The sequence below is a fragment of the Lysinibacillus sp. FSL K6-0075 genome (assembly GCF_038592945.1).
GTDB lineage: Bacteria > Bacillota > Bacilli > Bacillales_A > Planococcaceae > Lysinibacillus > Lysinibacillus fusiformis_F.
Genome location: NZ_CP151947.1, coordinates 2,802,119 through 2,821,915 on the forward strand (window position 1 = coordinate 2,802,119; position 19,797 = coordinate 2,821,915).

The following is a 19,797-nucleotide window of genomic DNA, read 5'->3' on the forward strand; positions in this document are numbered from 1 at the left end:
CTCCATGTGTTTTTATTGTGGCAAACGACTAATCTCTTGTTCCATTGTCTGAATAAGGTAGGCTAAGTTGGACTGCCAGTCGGGCCAGCTCTTGGACTCTTGCCATAATTCTACAATCTCTCTACTACCATGCTGATCAGGTATTTCGTCTCTAATGTCCTGTAAATACCGTAATAGAAATGTCAATGAGCCTTCATCCGCTACCCATTGTATTTCTCCATCCTTCCTTTCTTGACCATAAATGGTACCCGTATTCAGATATTGACTATAAAGCTCTGCCAAAGCCATGGCACTGATATCGTAGAAAAAGTCAATTTCCTCAAAGGTTTTACCAAAAAAGCCTTGCTGTTTCATAGCCTGTATAATACCCGATAATGTTATCTCATTGGATTCCTTTTGCTGTTCCATAAACTCCTGTAAAAACGCCACTACATCTAAACCTTCATCACTTTCTAATGCTTTGTATCCCCATGCACCCATTTCATTGTCCTCTCCTTTTTACTTAATCTATTAAAGCTTTCGTAAAAATAAATGCTCAGACCTCTGTAATTAAAATCTGCCTATCGTCTGTGTATTCCAGCATGGCTGTATTCCATTGAACATGTCCACAGAAACTATCAAATAAATAGGGAGCCACTTAGGAGCTGTTGTCAAATACGCTATTTGCTTTAAAGGTTCCCTCGCTACAAGCTTCAACGGTCTTTTGGTCGGTTTCTTCATCGAATATCGCTCCTTTTTTTATAAGTAGGAACCGAAGTAGAACTCCATCTTTTCTTGTGAATAGCCATCCTGTCCTCTCCAAGTAGCCATTGACATAAAATCAGTTCCCCGTCCGCGCTCCTTGCGATAATCATCCTTCGATACGAGTAAACCCGCATAACCCCAGATTTCCATTACCACATCTCGTTCATATTGATTGGACTTGAAAACTTCTTTCCAGCGCTTCTCAAGCTGTCTAGCTGCATCTGTGTCGTTACAGGATTCTACTGCCGCTACCATCTGTTTTAGCAGGGCTACGTCTTCCTCACTTACATTCAATGTCTGTTGTTCTTTCACTAAGCATTCTAAGTCTAGTAAACAATAGACGAGCCAATTGAGGCGAACCCCTCCCCACTTGATTCGTTCAAAATTAAGCACATTTAAATCTTCATTTTCATACGCTTCATTTGACATGATTTTCTGCTCATTACAGTAGCCACAACCACTATAGGAGGCCAATGCCACAGGTCGTTCATGATACGTATGCATTGGTAAATTATGAGTAAGAGCCCAGCTCGATAAGGCACTGCGTAAATGTACCTTGCGCGTCGATAAACTATGCAAAAATGCCTTCACCACAAGCTCCTTTGTTAAGGCTTTCTCGTGAAGCTGTTGCAACCTTTGTACACATTCATCGTGGGAAATCGTTAATCGATCAAACATCAAACCCTTACTTTTAGCATATTGAAAATCTTCTTCTGTATAGGTATATCCACCAGATCGCCATCTACCAGCTTGCCAATAGGTTTGCATTAATATTTTCCTTGCTTTCTGATCCATTGCTCTTTCCTCACTATCTATCGTTCTAATTTTTCCCGTAACATTTCCGCCATCTCTTTCCATGGTCGCTTCCAATCGGAACTCGCTATTTCTTCCTCTGTTAGTGTTAGCCAATACGCACCTTCCATTAGCTCAAACATGTCCATCATGGTAATAGGGGCACAAACTGGATTAGCTAATGCTGTGCGCATTGGCCCTGGCCCATCATCCCAGTTATAGTTATTGACAATGGCATGCAAAATGACAGCTGATGATATTTTGCTAATGTGCTGGCACATTGTATCGAGAGAATCCTCGTATAAAATGGTATCGACTTGCTGTTGTTCTACGGCATTCAAGGTTAGACGGATTGCACCTGGTGTTTCTAACAATAAATCTGCTATTCTAGCATGCTCCCTGGCTGCAAACCAAGCTGTAGCTGTAATCCCCTCTGGCATATGTAAATTTACACCCTCTGCAAGTAGTAATGAAATCACTTTTTCTTGCTTAAACTTTACAGCCTTTTTAAGCGCTGTATCACCTAGCTTGTCTCGTGCCTCCAAGTCAATATGTTGTGCCATAAGAAGCTGGATTCCTTCTAGGGGCATTCGATTTGTTATAAAAAGCATCAGCGGTGTTCTCCCTCGTGCATCTCGCTCATTTACATCTAGTTTACTTATGGCCTTTCGGACGACCTCTAGATCCTTGGATTTACTCACTTCCGCCCATGCCATTCGTCTTCCCTCCTTTCAGGAATCCATCCATTGCAGTAATTTCTCTAGTTCATCCTTTATGGGTGCTGATTCTTGCTTTAGTCGCTGAGCAAGCTTCTTGGAACTACCGAATATTCGGTATAATGCAAATGCACGCTGATAATCTTCTTTCTTCTCCAGCTCTTGTCGAAGCGCCACGAGTAAATCCAGTTCCCTGATGTCAATGCCCTTTAATGGCTTCGCCGATTCACTTGCACCAAGTAAAATAGCTACAAACACAGGCATTATCTCCATCGATAGGCCATGAGCTTCGAGAAAAGTCTCCGCATAAGGATCTTGCACAGACTGATGCTCTGTATCAACGAGTAACATATAACGTTGAACAAGCGTAAAATAATCCCTGCTAGAAAGCCCTAATCCTAAAACTGCATAGGTACCAGGCATAGCTGATTTTTCGCTTGGCTCGACATCCTGATACCAAGTAAATTCCTCCATCGCGAGCTGTGCATAATCCGCCAATAATGGAAAAAGGTTCGGAAATTCTAGACAATTGGCGAAAAACTGATGAAGCTTTGATTTAGCTAACTTTTTGATAGGAAGGTAATTTTTCGCTTTACTCTTTAAAGTCAGCTTATAGCCCTTTGGAAAACCTTCCTCTAACAGTTGATTGATATAGCAAAGCGCTTCACGATAAGCCGCTTCCTCTTCTACCATCACTCGTATATCAATCGTTTGTAAAATATCATTTGCTTGTCCTTGGAATACATCTCGCTTTCTTATGCTTTCAAAACGACCGCTGCCTTTTTCCAAATAATCAGCTGCCTGCTGCGAGCCAAGCTGCTTAGCAAGTTCCAAATATTCTAATCGTGTGGCTGGCTCTTTTTGACCAATTTTCAACGCAACATAAAGAAAGAAATCTAGTTTTTCCTGCTCTAGTTGTTGTACTGGGTCCTCCGTTATCAATACCCACTCTTTCATGTAATCGCCTGTTTGTTCAAAATAGTGCGTTAAAAAATGCTCCTCTGCCCAGTGCTTAAACGCCATTGTATAATAATAAATCCATTGGTCTAAACGTTCTTTATTGGCACGATGCTTTTCTTGAAGTCGATGAATAAGTGGTTCGACTTCCTCAGCTGTTTGATGGAAAAAATGTGGATTGACCAAATACTGCGCAAAGAAAAATTCATCGTTATCACTTGGTCTGACTGGTAGCTCTGCCTTCACCTTTGTTTCTATAAATGTTGCCAGCACTTGTTTCGTTGACTCCAGTTTACGATTATTCAACAGCTCCTTTTGATATTGGAATACCGTTTTATCATCTTCAAATTCAAGTACCACCTGAAAGCGGTAATCAAAAAATCGAGGACCATATTGCTCAGATTGAAACATAGCCTCTGTTTTTGTACATAAAGCCGAAAAAAGCTCCTCAATATGGTGTACGTTTGTAAACTCTTGTATATATGGACCCGCTTCCACCTTATAGGAACTGTCACTCCAGCTAAATGGCTCATAAACATCTATCAAGATCATGCCATTAGGGCTTTTTCCCTTTTTCCAGGCGACTTTTAAATATTGAAAGATGCCTGCTTGTAACCTACTTTGCTCTTTCAAGTCTGATATTCGTTTACTCTCTTGTTGATAAACAGCTGTGAGTTGCTCCCATACAGCCGCTAGAAAATGCTCTACACACTGCTTCACTGTACATCCTCGCTTTCTATTGTTAGAGAAAAATCTCTCGCTAAAGCCTAGCGAGAGATTCATCTTATCCGATTGTTTTCACAACCGCTCCTTCTTGATTTTTAATATATGTCTTCAAAATTTGAAAGCTTACACCAGCTAAAGAAGAAATGGTGAATTGACTTTCTTGCGGTATCAGCTTCTGACTTAATTCTTCTACTGCTGCCTTGTTCAATGTGATCGTAATCTCTTGACCATTTTCAGAAAAACCTACTTGATGGCCTGCTTTAAAGATTATCGTTATTTGTTGACCGACTAAGCTAAGATCTTTATCTTTCAAAATTCGTCCACGTAATAATTTACTAATGACATCAGCTTGCTTTGCCCCAAGTTGAACGATAGTAGACTGTTTGTTAAACCAGCCCTTTTTTTCTACTTCCCAAGCGAGTTGATCTACGAAAAGAAACCCCGTATTAGAACCATCCTCCTCCATTCCTCGCGCAACTGCCTCGGCAACTTCAGGATTTTGGAGTAGAGAAGTTCTTGTTAAATCAGTAATATAGCTTGGGATTTCCTTGATGCCTGCCTCTAGCACACCAAGTGTATTCCACGTCTGCATCGCTTCTAACTCATCCTCTGAAATACCTACCATTTGGATAAACGCCATCTTGCCATTTGGTGTATCGATTTCAGCAAGCTCTGGATCATGTGTGAAGGCCAGTGCGGTTAATTGTGTATCGGCATCAAGACAAATAGGACCATTTGCATCTAAATAATCTCCCGCTCTAAAAACATTGCCACTATTAAACACATATCTGCCCATATTTTGGAGTAAATTCAATGCCCAAGCAGGTGGCTCTTCCTCATCTATTTGACGTACTAGTCGAAATGTTAATTCAAATCCATAGCCACTATAGTCCTTATTTTCAAATTCCTTTTCATATAATTCCGAGAAGCCATATGTAACAAAGTGCCAATGTGGAATCGATGTTTCGCTTTTATAAACACTTAGTCCATCTAAAGGATCTTGTCCTCCTAGTGAATAGGGAATCAATGTCCCATAATGCATTGGCTCCTGCTCACCATACACCTGGGATAATGCCTGATCAATCGCATCCCAACCAACTGCTGTTACTTCTTCACTCATTTACATATCCTCCTTGCTACTATTCAATCATTGAACGTACATACGCTACTAATTATGATAGCAATTTTATGGTGACTCTTTTAACAGGAATAGGACTCATTTTCCACTTTCCAACAACTAGGTTTATTGACATTCCATATGAGGTAAATATTACTAATAATCGACTGCGCCTTAGCGTAATTGCATCCATATTTTTTTGAGTTTGCTCGAAAAGTTCCTCCGCTTCGGTATTTGGATACCCACTGCATCAAAAGAACAATTTGTACTTTCATCTCACTACCGATAGAGAAGCGAGTTTTCTATTGAATTAAGATAAAAAGGCAATCCTCTATTTTACAAAATAGAAGATTGCCCGCGTGCGTGTCTATTTTAATATTTAAACATAAGGTAGTGCATACATTCGTTAACCGTAAAGCATAGCTGGTTCACGTACATTTTGTAAATAATCGGCCATTTTCCCTGCAAATACTTTCTCTAAATACGGTAATTGTGCTAGGCAATGAGGCGTCATTAATGCTGGATTTTGAACTATTCTTAGACCTCCCACTTTTAATAGCGTCGCTACAAACTGGGAACAAAAATAAGCACGCTCACGTCTCACTTCCTTTTGCATCATCACACCAAAAAGTCCGATAAAATTATATTTATAGCGATCTCGATTCCAATACATATAACGGACAATTTTCATCATGTCTAAATATTGATAATGGGATATACGACAGCGATAAATAACGCAATCCGCACATTCAAATAGCCCTCTTTCTGCATCCTCTCGTAAAAAACCCCCACTTAATGGATTGTTCAATTGCCTTCGACCAAAGCTATACATCTCCAATAGCCCCTCGTCAAAGGCTATGGATGCATGATTCATCTCCTTGCCCGTATACATACCAATCGCTTTTGATAATAACGTCCCTGTTTTGGTTAATACTATGTAAATCGTATGTGCCATATCTTCACCTACTTCAATATTCTCTCTCCTACTACCAATACGTTTTAAATCTTCAAATGGTTTCGTAAATTTCCTTTTTTTATAATTATACACAGCGAATCTTAAATATTTCCTAGTAGAACCTGAAGATTTTCTTAAGATTTGATAGGGTGGAAGTGTTTTTAGAATTTAATGATGACGATGAAATGATGTTGATTTTTGTACTACCTTTATTTATATGAGCTTACTTGTATGCATATGTGTGAGGTGATCTCGAAAATTTTTTCTGGGGTAAAGAATAATCGCTTATTATTTTATTAAAATACGCTACTCAACATGAGTAGCGTCTACCGAGTAATCAAGCATTTAAATCCGTTATGGCTGGCACATTAATTTCTTTTACACAGGAGACCGCTGATAAATTAATTACACATTGTACAATAGCTACAATATCTTGTACGGGAATTCTTGTACCTTCATATAAATGAATGGCCTTTTCGGCTCCTTCTTCATACGGTACTTCCGCTGCCAGTTCACCTGGATTAATACAAGTGACTGAAATTTTATCTTCTCTTAAATGTTCGCGTAGCGCATTTGTAATGCCCCTTAAGCCGAATTTAGACGTGACAAATGAAACTTGTGCATTTTTTGTGTGATCTAAGCCTGCTGTTGACCCAATTAAAATAACTTTCCCATGCTCCGCTTGTCTTAAATTTGGTAAAAGTGCCTGAATATATGTAATAGTAGAAGTTAGATTGATATTGATTAATTTAGAAATATCCTCTACTTCATCCTTATCAAATGTATAATTATCTTCAAATCCATGCTTTTCCCATACCCCAACATTATAAATTAATACATCGAGAGGAATGTCTTTTAACGCTTCTTTTAAAGTTGCTATTTGTTGTTGATTAGACAAATCGATTGATAGCCATTGACGATTTACTCCGTCAATTATATCTAAACTTTTAGGTCTCGTTCGTGATACCATCCATACTGTATCTCCTTTGACAGGTAAACCTTTGACAAACGCATCACCCAATCCTTGGCTAGCCCCAAATATAATGAAATTCCTACTCATATTGCCACCCTTTCTCGTTACAAAAATGTAATTGAAACCTGTATCCTTGTGTGAAAGGAATTTCTGCCATTCAAAGCATCTCTAATAACTGAAAAGAATCAATAACTTTCACCTTATTTGATCTTAACTTATTTAATGCTATTAATCTCTTTTTATCACTTGAACTTGCCACTGCATCTTTCACGACGGTCGTATGAAAATTATTGTGAAGAGAACAGCCTTCTGTAAACAAACCGACAATATGTATTTCTTTGATTCCATTACCATTTAAAAATCTAGTCAGTTCTGGGTTACTAAATGCATTAGCTTTATTTTTTGAAAAATAAACATTGTTTACTTTCAGCAATCTTTCATCTAGCTCAACTCCAGTACTCCCTTTTAACGCTGAATGTGTTGGATGCGCCATGAAATCCATGTAAAAAACTTTTCATGCTTATTTCAATCACTTTTCAATTTACTTACAGTGGTAATGTTCTTAAGTCCTTTCACATACATTAATGTCGGGATAGCACCTTTAACATCGCCCCCAAGATGTTTTTGTACAATGCTATCCCTTTTTACATACTTTGTTTAGCCACAGATTTTTTCATGATTTAGAGCAAACTATTCATTAACAACTCGTTGCATCGTTTTTGGGAAGGTTCTCCTCATTCCATCAGCATACTATGACTTTGCGGCATTTATATTTTGGCCTTTGAACAGCTAAGGTTGCTTTGATAACACACTAATTTTCCTACCTTTTTTTGCAAACTCTGTCTGTAATAATGAGTAGATCAACATATCGCTACTTTTTTAGTAACTTCTTGGACGCAATGTTTTCTGTAGCAACAGTTGCCTGTATCCTGACCAGACCTAATTGATTAAAGCCAAAAGATAATACTTCATTCACCGCTTCTGTCATAATGCCTCGATGCCAGTATCTTTCCGATAATTCGTAGCCTATTTCAGCTCGTTTTCCTACAAATTCACTTAAAAAAATCGTTCCAATTACTTCATCTGTCGACTTGTCAGCAATGGCAAAACGAATAAGCCAACCCTTTTCATAGCCTTCGTTCCAACTATTAATGACTTCATAATTTTTTTCGAGTGACTCTGGTCCGTTCCAATCCAGATAACGATAGACCTTTTCATTTGAATAATAGTTGTATAAGTTTATAGCATCCTCTGGCTTTAACTTTCTTAATTGAATTTGCTTCGTTTGTATTGTCGGAAAAGGTGTTCCTAATATTTTTGTAAAACTCATATTTCTCTTCTTTTTTTCAAATAATTGTGAACCTTACATAAAAGAATATTTGACAGTTAGTGCTCATTAAAGAGAATAAGCCACTGCGATTCAAAACCGTAGTGACTCATTGTTTGTTGCTTTTTAATTGAGAAGGACCTATCATTACGCTGCATGTTTTACTAGTTCACAAGGTAATCCGTAAGCAAAAGTGCTCTGTCTTTAATTTTGGCCCCTCACAAATAAGTGTCATCCTAAAATAGTTATTGATAGTGTTCCAAGTATTTTCCTTCTTCAAAAATTTCTTGTGCACTTAAGGCTGTCCAATCCTCTGGTGTTTGATTAGGATGCAAGTCTAGATAGGATTTAACCATCTTGTAGCCTTCACTGTAACCGTAATTTTCCGGTAATCCTTTTCCACCATATAAAACTTCTGAGGTACGATTACTGTCATACTTAGTTAAATCAGGTTCTACTTTAGACCATAATTCCTTGTTGTAAGTTACATTCTTTGGTGTATAGCCGATGTTGGGATAAACAGATTTTTCAAACATAACTGCTTTTCCTTCAAAGACGATATTATCCAAAACCGAAACCTCGACATCTTTATTGAAATATTTTTCCGCCCAAACGCTGTGATGGTATTCGTGGGCAACAGTTGACTTTATACCATCATCCAAAACATTTAGATTAAGCGGGATAATTATTTTTCCCGCCCCAACTGCGAAGGGTATCCTATTATTGGTTGCGGAAGGGAATACGCAAACCGCTACATCACTTTGAGAGGGTAAGAGGTCTGCGGATTTCAATAGCGATTCTTGAATGAGTTGATTGATTTCTGCTTTATGCGTCTCCATTTTTTCACTTACCACTTGTATTTCTGTTAGCCTGTTAGGAACCGTATTAAGCAGGGTTTCTGCCATATGATAATACTCCCCATTTTCAAAACAATCCTGGTAGATTGGTTGAATGATTTCCTTATTATACAGTTCCAAGGTTTCCGAGGTTGAAAGATTCGGGTTCTCTTTGACCTTTTCAATATAGGGATAAAACAGTTGATTGGCATGAATGATTTTGTATTTTTGTTTGGTTTGAGGGTGCTCAAATGAGAACATCATCTCTTCGTCATCTGTTATTTGCTCTTTCTCGTGAAGTTGGCTCTCCTTTTTTTCAGTTGGTGTGCATGCAGCAAGCATGAGTAGTAAGAAGCCTAGAATAAATGTGACCCCTATTTTAAATTTCATCATTTCTCCTCCCGATCGTTAATAACTCACAATTCTTTATAACCCCAATTATAACTTATATTACCATATAAATGATGATGAAAGAAAATACATTCACTAATATTTGGTAACGATTTAGTAAAGGCAAGAACCTCTAGTCTCTCCTTTCATATATTATAGTGAAAGGAGTGGCTATTGTGCCTTGGCAACATAAAATTCCATATTTAATCGGTCAGCCCGTTGGTGTTTCTTTCACAAATGGTCAAGGAACTTCCGGTGTCCTCTGTGGCGTATCAGGTGGAAAGCTTCTTGTCCTTGAATATTTGTATCAAAGTCAATTTGCCTTAAAGCAGTACGATCTTCATATGATTCACGATGTGAACGGCTTCCCTTCTTGTCATATGCAGCAGTCGTTATACTAAAAAGCATCCTAGAACGGATGTTTTTTTACATAGTGATGAAAACAAAACAATTAGTAGAATTTGTTTCATTATTTTTGATGCTGTAACTAGTTGAAAGCAAACACAATAAGTGAATGGGCTCATCGTACACTGACATAACGGAAATCACCCCCTCCCCTTGCCAAAAAGTCTTTACCTGCTCGTGATAGCATTTTCTAGTGCTGCGCAGGCTAACAACTAGCTCAAGCTACTATTTCATCATAATAATAAAGTAAAACGTTCAAAATGAAGGTTCAACTCAGGCAATGATTTGCTCTTTTACATTTTCTCTCATTGTGGCTTGGCTCCATAACGCTCCCCCTTTTGTCCTGTACATACTTTAGAAGAAAGAAAGGAGGTATGTTTCATGAGTTACTATGGAAATGTTAGTAATTTCAATAGTTACTGTGGCGGGGACAATGGAAGTGGCAATAGCTCGACATTCGTGCTTATTGTTGTACTATTCATCCTTCTTATTATCGTTGGTGCTAGCTTTATGTGTTAATTGATCGCCTCGGGCTTTAGCCTCTGTTCCATTACAGAAGCTAAAGCCTTTTACAATGAAACGCTACCCAGCTATTCCTCTAAACTCCCCCTCATCGTTTTTTTCTAGCTCATTTTATTTTTGACAAACAATTAATAGCTAGCGGCTGAGATAGATAACTATCTTAAACAGCTAGCTTCACATACTAATAGTAGTGTAAAGTTCTTTCAACTTTACTTTATACTCCTTTATGGTACTTTGGGTCACTTTCGTCCAAGTGACCCTTTTTTAGCAACTGCTCGTTTAGTTTCTCCTTTTCCCTATCAAGCGGAATCATCGAAACATTCCTACAACAAATTCGTTTTTATAGGAAGGAGGAAAATAATGAGAATTAATTTAAATTTTTGGTCATTTATTTTATCTTTGGGTTGCATCCTACTATTTTTTCTATCAGGCACATTGAAAGGCTTCTTTGACACACATCTTCATTTCCATCCATTACTATTGACACTTCTCTTGTCCATTGCCTGCTTTTATCTAAGCCTGGTCGGCATGAAAGATGTGAAAAATTTAACGACCTTGCTTCGAGGAATTTTGACAATGGTGATCACTCTTATTGTGATTATTAGTATTTCTTTTATTTTATTTTTTGGTACCCTATTAAGTTAAAATGACCTGCCCCCATATTATTTTTATACAAGCCTCCTTGACGAACGTTTGTTCTATGTTTAAAATATAAAAAAAGGAGGCTTTTTTATGCAAAAAACAACGAGTATTGCGTTAGTACATTTCTCTAAAAACTACGTAGAACAGTTAAATCGTTTTGAATTACCTGAAGAACAACACCAATTTACAGCTCTTCCTAAAGAGATTGCGATTGAAAAGGTAGGACAATATCCGATTGTGATTTTAAGTGATGATGTACCTGTTGGCTTTTTTGTTCTTCATGCAACGGACAGGGTTAAGGAGTATTCTAGTAATCCTCAGGCCATGTTACTAACTGCCCTATCCATCGATCATCAGCAGCAAGGTAAGGGCTATGCTAAAATGGCCATGTTTGCTCTTGCTGATTTTGTGAAGCAGGAATTTAAAGAATGTAACGAAGTGGTGTTAGTCGTCAATCATAAAAATATAGCTGCACAGAATTTGTATATCAAAGTAGGCTTTGTGGATCATGGCGTAAGAAGAATGGGGCCTATTGGTGAGCAAATCGTTTTGAATTTGCCGCTTTAAAGAAAACGTCACTCACTTGCTTTATTCTAAATGAGTGACGTTACCTTTATAGAATGAAAACTTCATCACAAACAGTGGCAATGAAATCCTCATCATGTGTTATGACAAAGACAAATTTATTTTGATTGGCCATGTGCTGCACCCACTTCGCTACTTTTAACATATTTGCTCCATCTAACCCGCTAGTAGGCTCGTCTAACAGTATAATTTGTGCATCTGCTATAGACGCGGCTGCTAGTGTCACACGCTGCTTTTCTCCACCTGATAGTGATGCGGGGTGCCTGTCATTCAATGGGACAAGCGAGAAATGTTCCAGTGCTTCGATTGCTTTGTTTCTTAACATCTCTGTTAGCTGTCGACCTAGCACGATTTCATGGCCCACGCTTTCTGCATACAGTTGATAGTCTGGATCCTGCATGACAAAATAGGATAGCTTGCTTCGCCGTGATGGGGATAATACGTTATCGTTTAAAAGAATTTGCCCTTTTTGCTGTTTGTATAGTCCCGCTAATACCTTACATAGCGTGGTCTTTCCTGCCCCATTTGCGCCTGCAATCGCGATCACCCTTCCACTCTGAACCTGTGCCTGAAAATGCTGAAAGCCCTTTTTACTTTTTTTATAAACATACTGTAAATCTTTTATTTGTAAGCTATTTGGTGCTTCTTGCTTCACCTTCTCTAGTAAGTTATTCATACCCATCGTTGGATAGCGCAATCCGTATTGATGATACATCTCATTAGAAAGTGCTAGAAACTGTTCTGCATGAAGATCTAATACTACTTGACCTTTATTCAATACAATAAAACGATCAGCCAATTGTCGATAGCTAAACAATCGGTGATCACTTATAACAATTGTTGTCCCATCCTGTTTAAGCTTGATTAATGTTGCTGTTAATAGTTGCATCGTCTTTGAATCTAAATTGGCTGTCGGTTCGTCTAAAATTAATAATTTAGGCTTTAAAAATGTTGCTGCTGCTATGGCGACACGTTGCTTTTCTCCACTGGACAGATAGGCAACATCTTTATCAAGCAACTCCTTAACTTGGTATTTTTCCGCATGTATGGCCAATTCCCTCACCATATTTTCCTTAGAGCGTCCCAGATTATTGGCAGCAAATAAAATTTCATCCTGTACATTCGACATAAAAAATTGACTTCTTGGATCTTGAAAAACAACACCAATCACTGATGCTCTCTCTTCAGGTGTAAAAGTACTCGGTTCTTTTCCAAAAACAGTCATCTTTCCTTCCTGCTTGCCAGGATAAATATTTGGCATGAGCCCCATTAATAGTCTTAAAATGGTGCTTTTCCCGTGACCCGATCTTCCACAAAGTATGGTACATGTACCCTCTGGTAGAGTGAAATCAATTTGAGATACACCACTCTCTGCACCTTCATATTGGAATGTAACTTGTTTAAATTCAATCACTAAAATCACCTACCATGATCCACAAACTAAGTGCGAGTAAAACCAAAACTGTGAGGACATCATTTACGCTAAAATTGGTTTTAGCTACGGTGGTACGTTGCTGCTGACATTCAATGCCACGTATTTCAGCTGCGACAGCCAATTCACTAGAAAGCTTTAGGCAGCGAAACGTTAGCGGAACAACTAGGCATTCATAGGCAACAAAAGGATGCCTGATAAGATGAAAGGGCGTAGGAAAAATTCCCCTCACCCTTATACCTTCATAAATAGTCTGGATTTCTTTCAGAAGTAAATGAAAAAAACGTAAAAAAATCATCGTTACAATTAAAAACGGTTTGGGCAATCTTAGTGCATCTAAAGCATACAGAATTCTACTTCCATTGGAAGCGGTAAAAACGAAACCAATCATAAAAACAGGATAAATTTGTGTAACTGAAAAGACGACAGGTGCTAAACCAGGCATGACAATGGGCATAACAAGAAGCAACATCCTTAAAAGAACATATGTAACAACGGCATGAATAGCTTGTTTCCATGCGCCATGTAACAGCATATAGACCATACTAAAGACTAGCATGCTATAAATTTGCCATTGTGACTCATTGAATAAAACGAATATACTCATTGCTAGTAACACGATTAAATGAGTACGAGGATCATTTTGTATCATAGTAAACTAGCCTTTTTCACATGACGATTGAGAAGGGAATTTCCGATTAATCCTCCTATTAAAACCCCTACTGTAGCCATTGCACACATGCCTAAGATCATACTTGGTGTTTCATAATAATACAGCATGTGATTTAATGATTCCGGGGTCGTATAGCTGGCTTCTAGGGATTGTAAATATTGCTTACGGAACATAAACAATGGGAAGACACCTGCTAGCACATAACCGATTTGATAGACAGCCATGCCAATTGTCAGTTTCAATGGATGTTGATAGCTTCCCTTCTTCCAACAAATCAATTCCACAACCATCCCAAACACAATGTAGATGATGATGTAATAAACCATGCCTAGTATAGCCATCAAAAGTCCCAAACAAAGTGCTGAGCATAAAAAGACGCCTCGTTTATTCACTTTATTTGCTAAAACAAACATAAATGGTGTAGCCAGTAGACCTGATATGATTTGCGAATAAATTTCTCCTAAAAAAATATTTGTCATCGCACCAATCATCCATGCTACGAATATGATCATATTAAAAATAGCCAATGAAATAAAATCATTTACAGTCCATTTGTTCTTCATCCTAATCCTCCTAAAGTGTCCATGCTTCCATTTCTTTACGACAATCCATTAATTTTTTATAAGTACCTATTTCTTTGATTAATTCCTGATGTGTTCCTTTTTGAACGAGCTTCCCATTGTCTAATACTAGAATTTGGTCTGCTTGCTCAATGGTTTTTAAACGATGCGCAATGATGATTAATGTTTTTCCTGCGACTAATTCATTGATGGCCTCTTGGATGAGATGTTCATTTTCTGGGTCCATACTGGCAGTGGCCTCATCTAAAATCACAATGGGTGCATCCTTCACAATGGAACGAGCAATGGAAATCCGTTGCTTTTCACCCCCTGATAATGTTGCTCCTGCTTCACCGACTTGCGTATGATAGCCGTCTGGTAAATTCATAATAAATTGATGGCATTGCGCCTTTCGAGCCGCTTCATAGACTTCTTCTTCTGTAGCATCTGGCTTCCCAAAACGAATATTATTCATAATGGTGTCGTTAAATAAGTAGACGTTTTGAAAAACAATACTTATATGACTTAATAGTGAATCTGTTGTCATGTCCTTAATTGGCTGGTGTCCAATGAAAATTTCTCCTTGTTGCACATCATAAAATCGCGCTATTAAGTGACAGATTGTCGATTTACCAGATCCTGATGGTCCAACAATCGCTGTTGTCTGTTGCTGTGGAATAAGAAAATCAACGTTTGTAAGCACAGGCGTGTCATCGTAACGAAATGACACATGTTTAAATTCAATATCATAGTTATTTAATGAGATGGTTTTGCCTGTCTCATCCATAGCAGCAACCGCTTCAAGGCTGTCTAATTTATCAAACGTTTCATCAAGCACCTTTAAGATATGCATCGCATCATTCATTGCCTCTACACCTCGAAACATCGTAAAGGCAAAGACTATAAAGACCACCATCTCAGGTATGGCCATTTGATGGTTATAGCATAGTAAACTGACTGCTATAATAATAGCGATTGTTGTCACTTTTAAAACCGCTAGATGAATTTGGTTAGGCACAACAAAATCCTTTTCGATTTTAATGTTGATTTTCTTGGCCTTTTCAAACGATTCTTTTAGGGATGTACTGGCTAAGCCCTGTAATTTGAATGACTTCACAATGGCCATTCCTCTGATAAATTCAAGGGTCGCAGCTGTCATCATATCGCGAGCCCGTTGAAATTCACTGGCATTTTCACGCGCTTTAACGCCAATTTGATTTAAGAAATAAAGTGAAATGAGCGTGCCTATGATAGCAATAAAAATCACTTGCCAATGATAGAAGGCCAGTACAATCATGAAAGCGAGCAAGCTCAAATAGCCATTGATAATCGTATCGAGCATTTTGATACTGTGCATTTCAATAAATCCTAAATCTGTTGAAATGGCAGACGTTAGCATCCCTTTATCATTCTTTTTAAAAAAGCTTAAAGGCACCTGCTTCATCTTCCTACCAATCGTCAACCTTTTTTCTGCTGTTATTTCATAGGCAATCATATCTTGCAGGACTGCTCGTAAATAGGTACATCCATATCTGCCTAAAACTGAAACGATCAGCCCTGCAAAAAGGGTCATAAAATGGGTAGTCGAAATCGTTAGCTTCCCATGCATATGCTCTAGCATCAGATTCATGGCATAGCCTGCTAAAATAATCGGAATGGCTACAAAAAATGAATGGATAAACGACACGAAAAAACCTAAATATAAACGCTTTTTAAATGGGGCGCACCATAACAGCATTCTTTGTATTGTTTTCAGCAAGATGGCTTCACCTCCTTCGCGTCATGATGGACTGCTATCTGTTGCGCATTTATATGGGCATGCCACATGTTGTGATAGCATTTGCCTAAACGTAATAATTCTTCATGCTGTCCTTCCTCCACAATTTCACCATTATTCAACACATATAGGTGATCTGCATCCTTCACAGTAGTTAAACGATGCGCGATGACAATCAACGTTTTATTCTTGGTTAAATGACGTAGAGATTGTTGAATTTTCACTTCATTTTCAGGATCTGTAAAGGCTGTCGCCTCATCCAAAATGACAATTGGTGCATCTTTTAATATGGCACGTGCCAATGCGATTCGTTGCCGTTCGCCACCAGACAGACGTCCACCAGCCTCTCCAACAGTTGTTTCATAGCCCTTATCAAAATATCGAATGAATTCATCGCAACAGGCTGCTTTCGCTGCCCCTATGACTTGTTCATCTGTTGCCTGTGGATTGCCATAACGAATGTTTTCCAACAAGGTATCATTAAATAAGAAATTATCCTGCGTCACAAAGCTAATCGTATCCGCCAGCTGATCTAGTGGCATATTTTTGATATTGGTGTGTCCAATAAAAATATCTCCCTTTGTAGGGTCCCAAAATCGAGTGATTAATTTAGCTACAGTAGATTTACCAGATCCTGATGGCCCCACAAAGGCGATGAATTGCCCCTCTGGAATCGTCAACTGAATGTCCTTTACCACAACGGGTTTGTCAGCATCATATTGAAACGATATATTTTTTAATTCAATAGATAGTTGTTCTGACAATGATACCGATTGTGTGACATTCGGTAATTCTTCAAGCGTTAAAAATTGCTGGACAATTTCTACCGAATATTGAATTTGCTTGACATGGTTCGTGAATAGCGCAAATTTTGTGAGTGGTTCGATGATACCGATTGAAAGGAGCAGACATAAAATATACGCTGTTGGTGTAAGCTCACCAATCGTATATAAATATAGGCCTAGCGGTAAGGTACCAATTAATGATGATGGTAAAATCGCTGAAATCATGCTCAACGTTTTAATGGAACTTGTGAACCAATTCACCGTATATGCTTTAAAATCCACAACAGCCGATTCAAACTTTGTATAAGACTGGCTTGTTTGATTGAAGGTTTTGATGACCTCTAATCCCTCCGAATATTCGACAAGGACACTATTAACCTCATGACTGGCCTCCATATAAGGGCCATAATTTTTATTCAATGATTTTAAAGCCACTAAAAATGGGATGAGGGCAAGTGGTATAGTAATAAGGGAAACAATGGCCATTCGCCAATCCAGCATGAATAAGTAAACAAAAATAGTGAAGGGTAATAAAGCATACGATATCCCCTCTGGAATCAAATGAGATAAAGGCAATTCGATTGTTTCTACTTGATCAATGACCAAGTTCTTTAATTTACCAATTCGCTCATTCAACATTTTCCCCAAGGGCAATTTCGTCATTTTAGCGGTTAAACGTAAGCGAATATTTTCTAAAATCGTATACGCTGCATCGTGGGCCATCGTTGTTGCAAACCCAAACAGGACATGTTTTGCCACAAAGCTGATGATGCTAAGAGTACTCCACAATAAAATATGTGGTATTGTAATCGTTCCATTGAAGAAATGATCGAGGATTTTAAAAACCCCAAAATACGGAATGATCCCCATGAACATACTCATGATGCCAAGCATAATGGCCGTTATCACTTGTGGACGATTATTTTCTGTAAATTGCCATGTATACATCACCCAATTCTCTTTCATTTGAATGCCCTCCTCAAAACAAAAAATACAACTGATAATCATTATCAATTGTATTATACGTTAGCATATTCAACTTTTTCGCTTCTACTCTATTCAGTCATTTTTACTCCATTTAGCCTTTAAGATGATTTCGATAGCCTAATGGGGTCATCCCTTTTTCTCGTTTAAATATTTCTGAAAATTTACTCGGGTTTTTATAGCCTACCTTTTCAGCAATCTCTAAAATCGACTCATTTGTTGTGGCAAGCAAGCGACTTGCCTGATACACACGACATTTTTGAAGATACGCTGTAATCGACATACCATAGGTTAATGTAAAATTTTTCTTTAAAGAGGATTCTTTAAAATCAAATGCCTCACACAGGTCTTTTAATGTTAAAGGGGAAGCATGGTGATTCACAATATAATGTGCCACCTTTTTCATCATCTCGCAATGTCTATTTTCTATATAGTCAGATGAAATCATATATTTTTCTAATGGTAAGGAGGCTATGATGTACAATGCTTCTAATACTTTTATCTTCAAATAGGGGATATCATATTTTAATGGGCTGTCCATTAAATCTTTAAATAAGCTAAGAACAGGTGTTGAATAACAATCCATTACACAAAACTTTATTTTTTCTATATTTGCCATTACTTTTTGCCAATCAATCCGATGTGAAGATAGATCCTCTAGCGTGCTTTCTCCTAAATTTTCAACATCTACTGTGACCGTAATCCCTTTAAAAAAAAGAGAGGGAATATGAAAATCTTCAAATGTTTCGTTAAGCCATGTCACAAGGATTTGGTTAGGGTTTAAAAAAATCCTTTTGCCCTTTTTGGAGTCACACTCTATTCGCCCCTCATGACAGTAGTTCAGGGATAATAATGGAGAATGTGTAAAGCTTTTTTCATCAAATGTTTCCGCCTCAAAATCATTAAATGTAACCGATATCCCCTCAAACACCTCGATAAAATACATGCTTCCTTTTCTATTTTCACCCACCATCTCAAAATAAATAGAGCCTTTGTCTTGATGTGATGGCTTAAACGAATTTACTTTATGAAACGTTTCAAATTTCATCGTTACACCTCCACCTTATAGCATATAAGTTTTTCCTTCACGAATTCAACTACTATGTGGCATGTTTGTATACGATAATATAGTCAAACAGCTATAAAAAAGGTAGCTTCTAGACATTGAAAAAAGAGATGGGGATATGGTTGTTCGGGATTTCTCTACTAGTTGGATGTAGTGCTGCTGTTCCAAACGAGATAGTAAACGCTCCTAGTGAACAGGTCTCAACACAGCTCGAGACAAAGTATGAGGCTCCATTGATTGCCGTTTCCAAAGAAATTATATGCACTGAATGAAGCTCAAAATGAACTAACAGGCGTAACGTTGGATATCGATGGTAAGCGGAAAAATTTTGACTGGACAATCCCTGATACATGAACTCAGCCCCAGTTATTTTATACGAATCTGACAAATGATCATAAGGAAGAGGCTGTTATTATTAGCCAAACTGGACGAGGGACAGGCTTCAATCACTATGCGATTCATGTTGTAAATGTAGAGGATTTTTCGGAGATGAACGTCCAACATTATGAAGACATCGTTGCACCTCATATTGAATCAACGATTACTAAAAATAATGATGGCACATTAGCGATTACGATGAAAGTGCAAGGAAAAGAATCTACATTTGATTATGATTTTGATCCAGCACCAGATGTCAATCAAGCGCAACTTGCTTTCGGTGGCGTGATCGTTTATACAGTGGCAAATCAGAAAATCATGTGAAACATCCCCGCATCGATTGGCCTCTCACTCATTTATGTAGCCGATGTTCGTATCACCTATCAATTTAATCGTTCTAACAATGAATTTCTTGTTGAGCAAATGGATGTGAAACCTATCGAGAAATAAAGCCA

At 38.0% G+C, this 19,797-nt stretch carries 21 protein-coding genes; 5 read left to right on the forward strand and 16 right to left on the reverse strand.

All coding sequences use genetic code 11. The features are described 5' to 3' along the window. Nucleotides 1–12: 12 nt before the first annotated feature. The 10 genes from MHB65_RS13795 to MHB65_RS13840 all read right to left on the reverse strand — a co-directional run bounded on the left by MHB65_RS13795 (nucleotide 13) and on the right by MHB65_RS13840 (nucleotide 9,533). Complete coding sequence (locus tag MHB65_RS13795) at nucleotides 13–480, reverse strand: DUF4259 domain-containing protein (protein ID WP_342440729.1); 468 nt, start codon at nucleotides 478–480, stop codon at nucleotides 13–15. 258 nt (nucleotides 481–738) lie between these two features. Further along, on the reverse strand, nucleotides 739–1,539 hold the full coding sequence (locus tag MHB65_RS13800) for a hypothetical protein (RefSeq protein WP_342440730.1): 801 nt from the start codon (nucleotides 1,537–1,539) through the stop codon (nucleotides 739–741). 17 nt (nucleotides 1,540–1,556) lie between these two features. Then, nucleotides 1,557–2,252 (reverse strand): DUF4274 domain-containing protein, encoded by a 696-nt coding sequence (locus tag MHB65_RS13805; protein WP_342440731.1) that lies wholly within the window; start codon nucleotides 2,250–2,252, stop codon nucleotides 1,557–1,559. A 15-nt stretch (nucleotides 2,253–2,267) separates the two neighbouring features. Continuing rightward, complete coding sequence (locus tag MHB65_RS13810) at nucleotides 2,268–3,929, reverse strand: DUF6138 family protein (RefSeq protein ID WP_342440732.1); 1,662 nt, start codon at nucleotides 3,927–3,929, stop codon at nucleotides 2,268–2,270. Nucleotides 3,930–3,993: 64 nt separating this feature from the next. Continuing rightward, entirely contained in the window at nucleotides 3,994–5,055 is a 1,062-nt protein-coding gene (locus tag MHB65_RS13815; protein ID WP_342440733.1) for a suppressor of fused domain protein, read from the reverse strand. A 403-nt stretch (nucleotides 5,056–5,458) separates the two neighbouring features. Beyond that, nucleotides 5,459–6,007, reverse strand: a complete 549-nt coding sequence (locus tag MHB65_RS13820; RefSeq protein ID WP_342440734.1) for a hypothetical protein — start codon at nucleotides 6,005–6,007, stop codon at nucleotides 5,459–5,461. A 337-nt stretch (nucleotides 6,008–6,344) separates the two neighbouring features. Further along, nucleotides 6,345–7,067, reverse strand: a complete 723-nt coding sequence (locus tag MHB65_RS13825; protein ID WP_342440735.1) for an SDR family NAD(P)-dependent oxidoreductase — start codon at nucleotides 7,065–7,067, stop codon at nucleotides 6,345–6,347. 70 nt (nucleotides 7,068–7,137) lie between these two features. Further along, complete coding sequence (locus MHB65_RS13830; protein WP_342440736.1) at nucleotides 7,138–7,482, reverse strand: isochorismatase family protein; 345 nt, start codon at nucleotides 7,480–7,482, stop codon at nucleotides 7,138–7,140. Between the two features lie 369 nt (nucleotides 7,483–7,851). Next, nucleotides 7,852–8,310 (reverse strand): GNAT family N-acetyltransferase, encoded by a 459-nt coding sequence (locus MHB65_RS13835; protein ID WP_342440737.1) that lies wholly within the window; start codon nucleotides 8,308–8,310, stop codon nucleotides 7,852–7,854. A 242-nt stretch (nucleotides 8,311–8,552) separates the two neighbouring features. Continuing rightward, on the reverse strand, nucleotides 8,553–9,533 hold the full coding sequence (locus tag MHB65_RS13840; protein ID WP_342443742.1) for a DUF2268 domain-containing putative Zn-dependent protease: 981 nt from the start codon (nucleotides 9,531–9,533) through the stop codon (nucleotides 8,553–8,555). A gap of 176 nt (nucleotides 9,534–9,709) precedes the next feature. Between MHB65_RS13840 and MHB65_RS13845 the strand changes: the two genes are divergently transcribed. From MHB65_RS13845 to MHB65_RS13860, 4 genes are all read left to right on the forward strand, one after another. Then, entirely contained in the window at nucleotides 9,710–9,934 is a 225-nt protein-coding gene (locus tag MHB65_RS13845) for a hypothetical protein (protein ID WP_342440738.1), read from the forward strand. A 385-nt stretch (nucleotides 9,935–10,319) separates the two neighbouring features. Then, on the forward strand, nucleotides 10,320–10,457 hold the full coding sequence (locus tag MHB65_RS13850) for a YjcZ family sporulation protein (protein WP_243456223.1): 138 nt from the start codon (nucleotides 10,320–10,322) through the stop codon (nucleotides 10,455–10,457). Nucleotides 10,458–10,820: 363 nt separating this feature from the next. Continuing rightward, complete coding sequence (locus MHB65_RS13855) at nucleotides 10,821–11,105, forward strand: hypothetical protein (protein ID WP_205443985.1); 285 nt, start codon at nucleotides 10,821–10,823, stop codon at nucleotides 11,103–11,105. Nucleotides 11,106–11,192: 87 nt separating this feature from the next. After that, nucleotides 11,193–11,669 (forward strand): GNAT family N-acetyltransferase, encoded by a 477-nt coding sequence (locus MHB65_RS13860; RefSeq protein WP_342440739.1) that lies wholly within the window; start codon nucleotides 11,193–11,195, stop codon nucleotides 11,667–11,669. 46 nt (nucleotides 11,670–11,715) lie between these two features. On the opposite strand, the gene MHB65_RS13865 is transcribed toward MHB65_RS13860, so the two are convergent. From MHB65_RS13865 to MHB65_RS13890, 6 genes are all read right to left on the reverse strand, one after another. Further along, on the reverse strand, nucleotides 11,716–13,101 hold the full coding sequence (locus tag MHB65_RS13865; RefSeq protein WP_342440740.1) for an ABC transporter ATP-binding protein: 1,386 nt from the start codon (nucleotides 13,099–13,101) through the stop codon (nucleotides 11,716–11,718). Continuing rightward, nucleotides 13,094–13,771: an energy-coupling factor transporter transmembrane component T gene (locus MHB65_RS13870; RefSeq protein ID WP_342440741.1), complete on the reverse strand. Its 678-nt coding sequence runs from the start codon at nucleotides 13,769–13,771 to the stop codon at nucleotides 13,094–13,096. The genes MHB65_RS13865 and MHB65_RS13870 overlap by 8 nt, the downstream gene beginning before the upstream one ends. Next, nucleotides 13,768–14,355, reverse strand: coding sequence for an MptD family putative ECF transporter S component (locus MHB65_RS13875; protein ID WP_342440742.1), 588 nt, complete (start codon nucleotides 14,353–14,355; stop codon nucleotides 13,768–13,770). The genes MHB65_RS13870 and MHB65_RS13875 overlap by 4 nt, the downstream gene beginning before the upstream one ends. Before the next feature lie 10 nt (nucleotides 14,356–14,365). Further along, nucleotides 14,366–16,111 carry an ABC transporter ATP-binding protein gene (locus MHB65_RS13880; RefSeq protein WP_342440743.1) on the reverse strand — a complete coding sequence of 582 codons (1,746 nt, stop codon included), beginning with the start codon at nucleotides 16,109–16,111 and terminating at the stop codon, nucleotides 14,366–14,368. Then, nucleotides 16,105–17,880 carry an ABC transporter ATP-binding protein gene (locus tag MHB65_RS13885; protein ID WP_342440744.1) on the reverse strand — a complete coding sequence of 592 codons (1,776 nt, stop codon included), beginning with the start codon at nucleotides 17,878–17,880 and terminating at the stop codon, nucleotides 16,105–16,107. Before MHB65_RS13885 ends, MHB65_RS13880 begins: the two co-directional genes overlap by 7 nt. A 112-nt stretch (nucleotides 17,881–17,992) precedes the next feature. Continuing rightward, the gene (locus MHB65_RS13890; RefSeq protein ID WP_342440745.1) at nucleotides 17,993–18,946 is read right to left on the reverse strand and encodes an AraC family transcriptional regulator; all 954 of its coding nucleotides are present in this window, start codon (nucleotides 18,944–18,946) and stop codon (nucleotides 17,993–17,995) included. Nucleotides 18,947–19,453: 507 nt separating this feature from the next. Between MHB65_RS13890 and MHB65_RS13895 the strand changes: the two genes are divergently transcribed. Then, nucleotides 19,454–19,666: a hypothetical protein gene (locus MHB65_RS13895; protein ID WP_342440746.1), complete on the forward strand. Its 213-nt coding sequence runs from the start codon at nucleotides 19,454–19,456 to the stop codon at nucleotides 19,664–19,666. Nucleotides 19,667–19,797 lie beyond the last annotated feature (131 nt).

Excerpts from the sequence above, each read along its gene's own strand:
- MHB65_RS13830 (WP_342440736.1), bottom strand. The coding sequence starts at position 7,482 with ATGGATTTCATGGCGCATCCAACACATTCAGCGTTAAAAGGGAGTACT.
- MHB65_RS13850 (WP_243456223.1), top strand. The coding sequence starts at position 10,320 with ATGAGTTACTATGGAAATGTTAGTAATTTCAATAGTTACTGTGGCGGG.
- MHB65_RS13825 (WP_342440735.1), bottom strand. The coding sequence starts at position 7,067 with ATGAGTAGGAATTTCATTATATTTGGGGCTAGCCAAGGATTGGGTGAT.
- MHB65_RS13895 (WP_342440746.1), top strand. The coding sequence starts at position 19,454 with ATGAACGTCCAACATTATGAAGACATCGTTGCACCTCATATTGAATCA.
- MHB65_RS13815 (WP_342440733.1), bottom strand. The coding sequence starts at position 5,055 with ATGAGTGAAGAAGTAACAGCAGTTGGTTGGGATGCGATTGATCAGGCA.
- MHB65_RS13835 (WP_342440737.1), bottom strand. The coding sequence starts at position 8,310 with ATGAGTTTTACAAAAATATTAGGAACACCTTTTCCGACAATACAAACG.
- MHB65_RS13860 (WP_342440739.1), top strand. The coding sequence starts at position 11,193 with ATGCAAAAAACAACGAGTATTGCGTTAGTACATTTCTCTAAAAACTAC.
- MHB65_RS13855 (WP_205443985.1), top strand. The coding sequence starts at position 10,821 with ATGAGAATTAATTTAAATTTTTGGTCATTTATTTTATCTTTGGGTTGC.
- MHB65_RS13840 (WP_342443742.1), bottom strand. The coding sequence starts at position 9,533 with ATGAAATTTAAAATAGGGGTCACATTTATTCTAGGCTTCTTACTACTC.
- MHB65_RS13875 (WP_342440742.1), bottom strand. The coding sequence starts at position 14,355 with ATGAAGAACAAATGGACTGTAAATGATTTTATTTCATTGGCTATTTTT.
- MHB65_RS13795 (WP_342440729.1), bottom strand. The coding sequence starts at position 480 with ATGGGTGCATGGGGATACAAAGCATTAGAAAGTGATGAAGGTTTAGAT.
- MHB65_RS13820 (WP_342440734.1), bottom strand. The coding sequence starts at position 6,007 with ATGGCACATACGATTTACATAGTATTAACCAAAACAGGGACGTTATTA.
- MHB65_RS13805 (WP_342440731.1), bottom strand. The coding sequence starts at position 2,252 with ATGGCATGGGCGGAAGTGAGTAAATCCAAGGATCTAGAGGTCGTCCGA.
- MHB65_RS13800 (WP_342440730.1), bottom strand. The coding sequence starts at position 1,539 with ATGGATCAGAAAGCAAGGAAAATATTAATGCAAACCTATTGGCAAGCT.
- MHB65_RS13870 (WP_342440741.1), bottom strand. The coding sequence starts at position 13,771 with ATGATACAAAATGATCCTCGTACTCATTTAATCGTGTTACTAGCAATG.
- MHB65_RS13885 (WP_342440744.1), bottom strand. The coding sequence starts at position 17,880 with ATGAAAGAGAATTGGGTGATGTATACATGGCAATTTACAGAAAATAAT.
- MHB65_RS13890 (WP_342440745.1), bottom strand. The coding sequence starts at position 18,946 with ATGAAATTTGAAACGTTTCATAAAGTAAATTCGTTTAAGCCATCACAT.